The sequence below is a fragment of the Micromonospora sp. BQ32 genome, assembly GCF_059358895.1.
Map to the genome: position 1 here is coordinate 293,715 of NZ_JCADBI010000007.1, position 6,000 is coordinate 299,714.

A 6,000-nucleotide genomic window follows, 5' to 3' on the forward strand; every position below is an offset into this window, starting at 1 on the left:
AGCGGTGACCGGTTCACCACGGTCGGTGAAAAGCCGCCCTGTCCTTGCCGTCCGGTGCGAACACACCCGTCTGGTCGGGCCGGTACTCCGCTTCTAGCGTTGCGGGGTGGAGGCGACCGAACGGAGGACGGCGGTGGTGACGGTGTGGCGGTATGCGCTGAGGGCAGGGGTGGTGCTGGCCTGTCTGAGCGGGGTGGAGCTGGCGGTGGCCGCCCCGGCACAGGCGGCCTTCACCACCGAGATGAGCGGCCTGCCCGGACGGTTCACCGCCGGCGACCAGGTGCGGACGATCTCCGCGGTGGTCTCCCAGACGGATCGGCGCGCCGGGTGCGCGAAGGTGCGCTGGTCGATGGTGCTCAGCGTGCAGGGCCTCCGGCTCGACCAGGTGAAGATGGACCGGGTGGAGGAGAACGGCGACTTTCCGCTGGAGATCCGCACCGAGGGTGACGTGGCCCGGTTGACCGACCGGCAGCTCGACCCGGGCACGCTCTGCCCGGGTCGCACGGTCACGGCCCGCTACCGGGTGGCCTTCGCCGAGGACGTCACCCAGGGGCGGGTCACTCTCGCCGCCGAGGCGTACGACGCGAACCTGCGCCTGCTGGCCCGGCAGACCGCCACCCGCTCGGTGGTGGGGGTGGGCGGCGTCCCGACCGGTACGCCGAAGCCGACGGCGACCCCGCCGGAGCCCACCGAATCGGCGACTGCGCCGACCGAGGGCGAGGGCGCGGCGACGGAGGAGGCGGTCGCGGAGTACCCGGCCGACGCCGCGCCACCGGCGGCCAGCCGTCCGGTCTCGCAGTCCGGCGCGTTCGGCGTGGTGCAGGCCGCGTTCCTGCTCGGCGGGCTGCTGCTCTTCCTCGGGATGGGGCTGCTGCTGCGGCTGCGGCAGCTGACCCGGACACCGGCCGGGGACGCCGACGAGGCCGACGGCCCCCCGGCGGACCGGCGCTGGGAGCGCCCGGCGATGGCCGACCCCTGGCGGCGACCGGCCCGCCGTTGATCGAGGACGGTGGGGCCGGCGGACACCGCCGGCCCCACGGTGTCACTTCGAGAACGCCTGGAACTCGGCGATCCTGACCTGGCTGCGGGCCGGGCTGGCGGTCGCGCAGTCCGTCGTCGTGGCCGGGTCGTCGTCCTGTTCGCCCGCGTAGTGCGGGCCGCCGGTGCACTGGCTCGCCAGCACCTCAAGGCGCAGGTGGGTGGCGAGGGTGGTGGGTACCGCGAACGTCCGGAGGTTGATGTCGCGGCTGTACGCGCGGTACGCCCCGCCGGGGAACGCGTCCCCCGCGCTGGTGTAGATCCGCTGCCAGCGCGCCGGGTCGGCGCAGTCGGTGGTCGTCGCGTTGCAGGTGGACACCGCGAACGAGCGCAGGGCACTGAGCGCGTTCTGGGCGCCGGTGTCGGCGTCGCCCGTGATCGCCGGGCGCAGCATCGCGCTGACGTTCACCCGCTTGACCGTCTGCGGGGCGTCCCCGGGCAGCGTCACGGTGAGCTGCCGGCCGGCGACCCCGTCCAGGGACGCCCAGTTCGTCGCCTCGGTGTCGTCGACGACCCGGGCCAGGTTGACCCCGTCGCCGGTGACGGTGGCGCCGGACGCGGTGGAGGCCAGGTTGCGGCTCATCCGCAGGTCGACGTACCCGTCCTGACCGGCCTTGGCGACCACGCTGAGCCTCTGGTGGCCGAAGCCGGGGGCCACGGCGAGCAGGTCGTACGTGCCGGCCACCACCTGCACGGTGTCCGGGATCGGCGTCGCCGGGTCGGTGTCGGCCACCGGCACGGCTCGCGCCTCGTACGCCCCCACGTACACCCGGATCGGCGCGTCGGCGCTGTCCCCGCGCGGGCGCAGGGTGAGCGTCGCGTTGCCACCGCGCGGCGAGGCGAAACTCGGCGTCGGGTCGGTGTCGCCGGCACCGTTGGTGGCGGCGTCCCGGCCCATCCCCGAGCGGGCGAACTCGGCCCAGATCAGGTCCTGGTTCGCGCCGCCGAAGCGGAGCAGGTCGGCGGTGAGCATGTTGTCCCGCATGTCGAGCATGCTGACCTGGCTGGCGGCCTGGAGCAGGAACGAGTCGAAGACCAGCTGTGACCAGCGCCGGTTGCCCGGGCACTGGTCTGCCGCGACCTTTCCCTGTGCGCAGTCGAGCTGCCGCTGCGGGGTGCCGAGGCCGTACCGCTTGACCAGGGCGGAGCGGACCCGGAAGTTGGTGGCGCCCCAGATCTCCCCGTCGGCGTGCACGGCCGGGCCGGCGGTGTTGTAGCCGATGTCGGAGTAGTTGAGCGGGCTGCGGCTCAGGTCGTAGTTGCGGATGCCGCTGACCAGGTTGCCGGTGACGTAGCCGCCGGTGATGAAGGGCGTCTCGCCCGGCGGGCGCAGCCCGTGCTGGAAGAGGTACTCGGCGGCGAGCAGGTCGCCCCACGACTCACCCATCGCACCGCCCTGGTGGCCGCTGATCCCGCTGTCCGGGCCGGCGATCATCCGGTTGGTGATGGCGTGGGTGTACTCGTGGCCGATCACCGTCATGTCGTAGTCGCCGTCCACGCACGGCGGGTACGGCCCGCCCGCCTGCGGCTGCCAGAGGTACATGTTGGTGGTCGGCGGCAGCCCGTCGCGTGGGGTGCCCTGGTTGGCGTTGTTCCGGTTGCCGGTCAGCGCGCCCTGCTGGGCGCGGCCCTGCTCGGCGTCGCCGCCCAGCCCGGACGGGGTGAGGTTGACCGCCTGGAGGTTCCACGCCGACTCGGTGAAGCCCAGCTGGTACGACCAGTCGTGCATCCGGTTGTGCATGGCGAAGAGGTTGGCGATCGACGCGTCCGCGTCGTTGCGCTGGGCGGAGGTGAACACCCCCGGGTTGCACTTCGACTGGTGCCACTGGTCGGTGAAGGGGTACTCGTAGCGGCGTTCCGGGCTGGTGGGGGCGGGCACGACCGGGGTGTTCGCGCCCCAGGACAGCACCGTGTTGGCCGAGTTGCCGCGCGAGGTGAAGGTCGGCGCGCCGGTGGCCGCGTCGACGTCCCACGGTTGGCCGGTGGCCGGGTCGCGGGAGGCGGCCTGGCAGCCGGGGGCCGGGTCGGCGCACCAGCGCACCCGGGGGTCCTGCCCGGGGCCGAGGTCGCGGGGCGGGGTGGCCGGAAAGACCGCCCAGCTCGGGTTGTCGGAGTCGTAGTCGACAAGATCCTCGCGGACCAGCACCTGCCCGGTGGTGCCGTCCACGTAGCTGGTGAACGCGGCCGGATTCTCGGTGTCCGCGCCGATCATGGTCACCTCGTAGGCGGCCCGGGGCCCGTCCAGCGGGGTGGGCACGGCCACCGACCGGATGGTGTGGCTGGCCACCGCGCTGGCGGTCAGCTTGGCGTCGGCGAGCGCGGCAGCGTACGCCTGCTCGGCGGTGCGGGTGGCCGGCGCTGGCGCGCCGGTGTTGCGGGCCAGCGAGGAGCTGACCGAGAGCACCGCTCCGTCGGCGACCGCGAGGGTGACGAGGCCGTCCGGCCCGGCGGGCAGGTCGCCGAAGCGTTGCCGGAGGGTGATGACGGTGCCGCTGCCGATCGGCCGGACCAGCACCCGTTCCATGCTGGCCACCGCGGCGGCGTCCATGCCGAACAGGTCGCGGTTGGCGGCCAGGTAGGCGCGGGCGGCGGCCTCGGGGTCGGCGGGCAGCCCGCTGGCGAGCGGGGTGCGACCGGGGCCGAGCGCCTGCGGGGTGCCGAGCCGGTTCCACCGGACGTCGGGGTCGGCGGCGCGGGCCAGGCCGCGTTGGCGGGCGTCGGGTGCCGCCGTACCGGTGCGGTTGTCGGCGTCGGCGGGCGCGTGCCCCTCGGCGAACGGTCCGGACCGGCGCTCGGCGGACGCCGCGCCGCCGGTGGGGGCCGCGGTGCTCACTCCGGTGGGGAGCAGCGCGGCGGCCGTCGCCGTCGTCGCCAGGATGGCGATGAGCCGGCGTCGACGCCGGCTCATCGGGGGTGACCACTCCGGTTGTGGCACGGGACCTCCTTGTGGGAGAGGGATGGCCGGCGAGTCGCCGACCACAGATGCGCGGTGACGCATGCGCATCTGTGGATATCAGTCTCCCGAGGTCACGGCAAGGTCCCGAGCCGCTATCGCACCAACAGATCGAGATTTGCTCAGTCGCTCGGCGCCCAGTCGGGGTCGCGGCCGAACGCGGCCAGCAGGTGGTCCTGCTCGTCGGCGTCGTCGGGCACCCGTACCCCGGTGTGGACCAGGTTGTTGCGCTGGTAGGCGTCGATCTGGCCGGCGAACCACTGGGCGGCGGCGTGCACCGCGTCCGGGTCGAGGCGTGGCTGCGCGCCGATCGCCACCGCCACGTCCCAGCCGTGCACGAGGTGCTCGGCGAGGAGCTGCTGGAGGTACTCGGTGGCCGGGGTGTCGCCGCCGGAGAGGTGCACGGTGCGGTCGACCGTGCCGGGGTGGGTGGCGGCGATCTCGGCCTGCGCGGCGGCCTCCCGGGCCGTCGCGATCGGGTCCGCGCCGAGCTGGTCACCGTCGAACCGGTCGCCGACCTCGTCGATGGTCCGGCCGGCGAGCAGCGGAACACTCCACCGGTCCTCGGTCACCACGTGGTTGACCAGCGTGCGGACGTCCCAGTCCGAGCAGGGCGTCGGGTCGGACCACTGGCCGGGCTCGATCTGGTCCACCCGGTCGATGAATTCGGCCAGGCTCCGGCGGTACGCCTCCAGGAGATCCATGCTGCCGATTGTTCCGGTCGGCAGGGCCGGCCGAGCCCGTTTTGCCCGGCTCAGTCCAGGTCGGCCGGGGCCAGGCCGAGCTCTCGGGCGGTGACCAGCCGGACCCACTCGCCGAACTGCCGGCGCGAGATCACCCGGTCGTGCACGGCGAGCTGGACGGCAAGGCCGTCCATCACCGCGCTGATCCGCCAGGCGGCCCCGTCGGGGTCGGCGCACTGGAAGGTGCCTTCGGCCACCCCGGCGGTGATCACCGCGGCCAGGTCCTGCCGCCAGCGCAGGTCGAGCCGGCGGGAGACCTTCTCCAACTCAGGGGTACGCAGCGACTCGGACCAGCCGTCGATCCACATTGACCAGGAGGTGGCCCGCCCGGCCGGGGTGTAGAGCTTGAGGATTCGGCGGAGCTTGGTCAGCGGTGGGGCCGAGGAGCGGGTCACCGCGTCCAGTCGGGCCAGATCCTGTTCGACCGCGTACGCGAAAGCCTGCGCGAGCAACCGCTCCTTGGTCGCGAAGTGGTAGAAAACCAACGCCTGACTCACGCCCGCGGCGTTCGCCACGTCGGCCGTCCGGGTGTTGGCCAGACCGCGCTCCACGATCACGTCACAGGCGGTGCGCAGCAGGGCATCCAGGCGGATCTCGGCCGCACGTCTCGTCACGACCGTTACCGTAGCCCATCCGAGTGAACACGAACAGTTACCACCGCGCGCTGATCCGCGCGGTGACAGTCGGAAGCCGGACACTTCCTCCGGGTGCCGTCGGTCGTTCCACGGAGAGTGTTCGTCGAGGTCCGTGGCCCGGTGCCGGGCAGCGGAGAGGTCGACGGCCGGGCCTGCGACGCGATGATGACGATCATTGCCTAGTGATGTCGGAGTGTGACGATCGGTGCGGGATTCGGACACCAGGCCAGCCGCCTAGGAAGCCCACCGGAGGTGGCTCCGGTGCAGCCCCGGCCACCCGGGACGCGCCGAGGCGACCCCGAGTTGGCAGTCAAACACCGGCTCGGCTAAAGTTCTCATCCGTCACCCGGGAACGTCCGGGGGCGTGCGGACGTAGCGCAGCTGGTAGCGCATCACCTTGCCAAGGTGAGGGTCGCGGGTTCGAATCCCGTCGTCCGCTCGGAGCTGCCGCCACGCATGACGGGGGCAACCTCGGTGGGGTGGCCGAGAGGCGAGGCAACGGCCTGCAAAGCCGTGTACGCGGGTTCAAATCCCGTCCCCACCTCGGCAACAAGCACGGGCGATTGGCGCAGTGGGAGCGCGCTTCCTTGACACGGAAGAGGTCACTGGTTCAAACCCAGTATCGCCCACC

The 6,000-nt window shown here is 72.8% G+C and carries 4 protein-coding genes and 3 tRNA genes; 4 read left to right on the forward strand and 3 right to left on the reverse strand.

Annotated features, from left to right (window positions below; translation table 11 throughout):
* Positions 1–106: 106 nt before the first annotated feature.
* Positions 107–1,000 carry a hypothetical protein gene (locus AC5L30_RS16765; protein ID WP_494868273.1) on the forward strand — a complete coding sequence of 298 codons (894 nt, stop codon included), beginning with the start codon at positions 107–109 and terminating at the stop codon, positions 998–1,000.
* Between the two features lie 42 nt (positions 1,001–1,042).
* Here AC5L30_RS16765 and AC5L30_RS16770 read toward each other — a convergent pair whose 3' ends face one another.
* The 3 genes from AC5L30_RS16770 to AC5L30_RS16780 form a co-directional block, all read right to left on the reverse strand.
* Positions 1,043–3,973, reverse strand: coding sequence for a M36 family metallopeptidase (locus AC5L30_RS16770; protein ID WP_494868275.1), 2,931 nt, complete (start codon positions 3,971–3,973; stop codon positions 1,043–1,045).
* A 140-nt stretch (positions 3,974–4,113) separates the two neighbouring features.
* Entirely contained in the window at positions 4,114–4,695 is a 582-nt protein-coding gene (locus AC5L30_RS16775) for a TIGR03086 family metal-binding protein (RefSeq protein WP_494868276.1), read from the reverse strand.
* Between the two features lie 50 nt (positions 4,696–4,745).
* Complete coding sequence (locus AC5L30_RS16780) at positions 4,746–5,348, reverse strand: TetR/AcrR family transcriptional regulator (RefSeq protein WP_494868277.1); 603 nt, start codon at positions 5,346–5,348, stop codon at positions 4,746–4,748.
* Between the two features lie 387 nt (positions 5,349–5,735).
* On the opposite strand from AC5L30_RS16780, the gene AC5L30_RS16785 reads away from it, so the two are divergent.
* The 3 genes from AC5L30_RS16785 to AC5L30_RS16795 all read left to right on the forward strand — a co-directional run bounded on the left by AC5L30_RS16785 (position 5,736) and on the right by AC5L30_RS16795 (position 5,998).
* Positions 5,736–5,808: transfer RNA gene (locus tag AC5L30_RS16785), tRNA-Gly, on the forward strand.
* Between the two features lie 34 nt (positions 5,809–5,842).
* Positions 5,843–5,913 (forward strand) — tRNA-Cys (locus tag AC5L30_RS16790).
* A gap of 13 nt (positions 5,914–5,926) precedes the next feature.
* Positions 5,927–5,998: transfer RNA gene (locus AC5L30_RS16795), tRNA-Val, on the forward strand.
* Positions 5,999–6,000 lie beyond the last annotated feature (2 nt).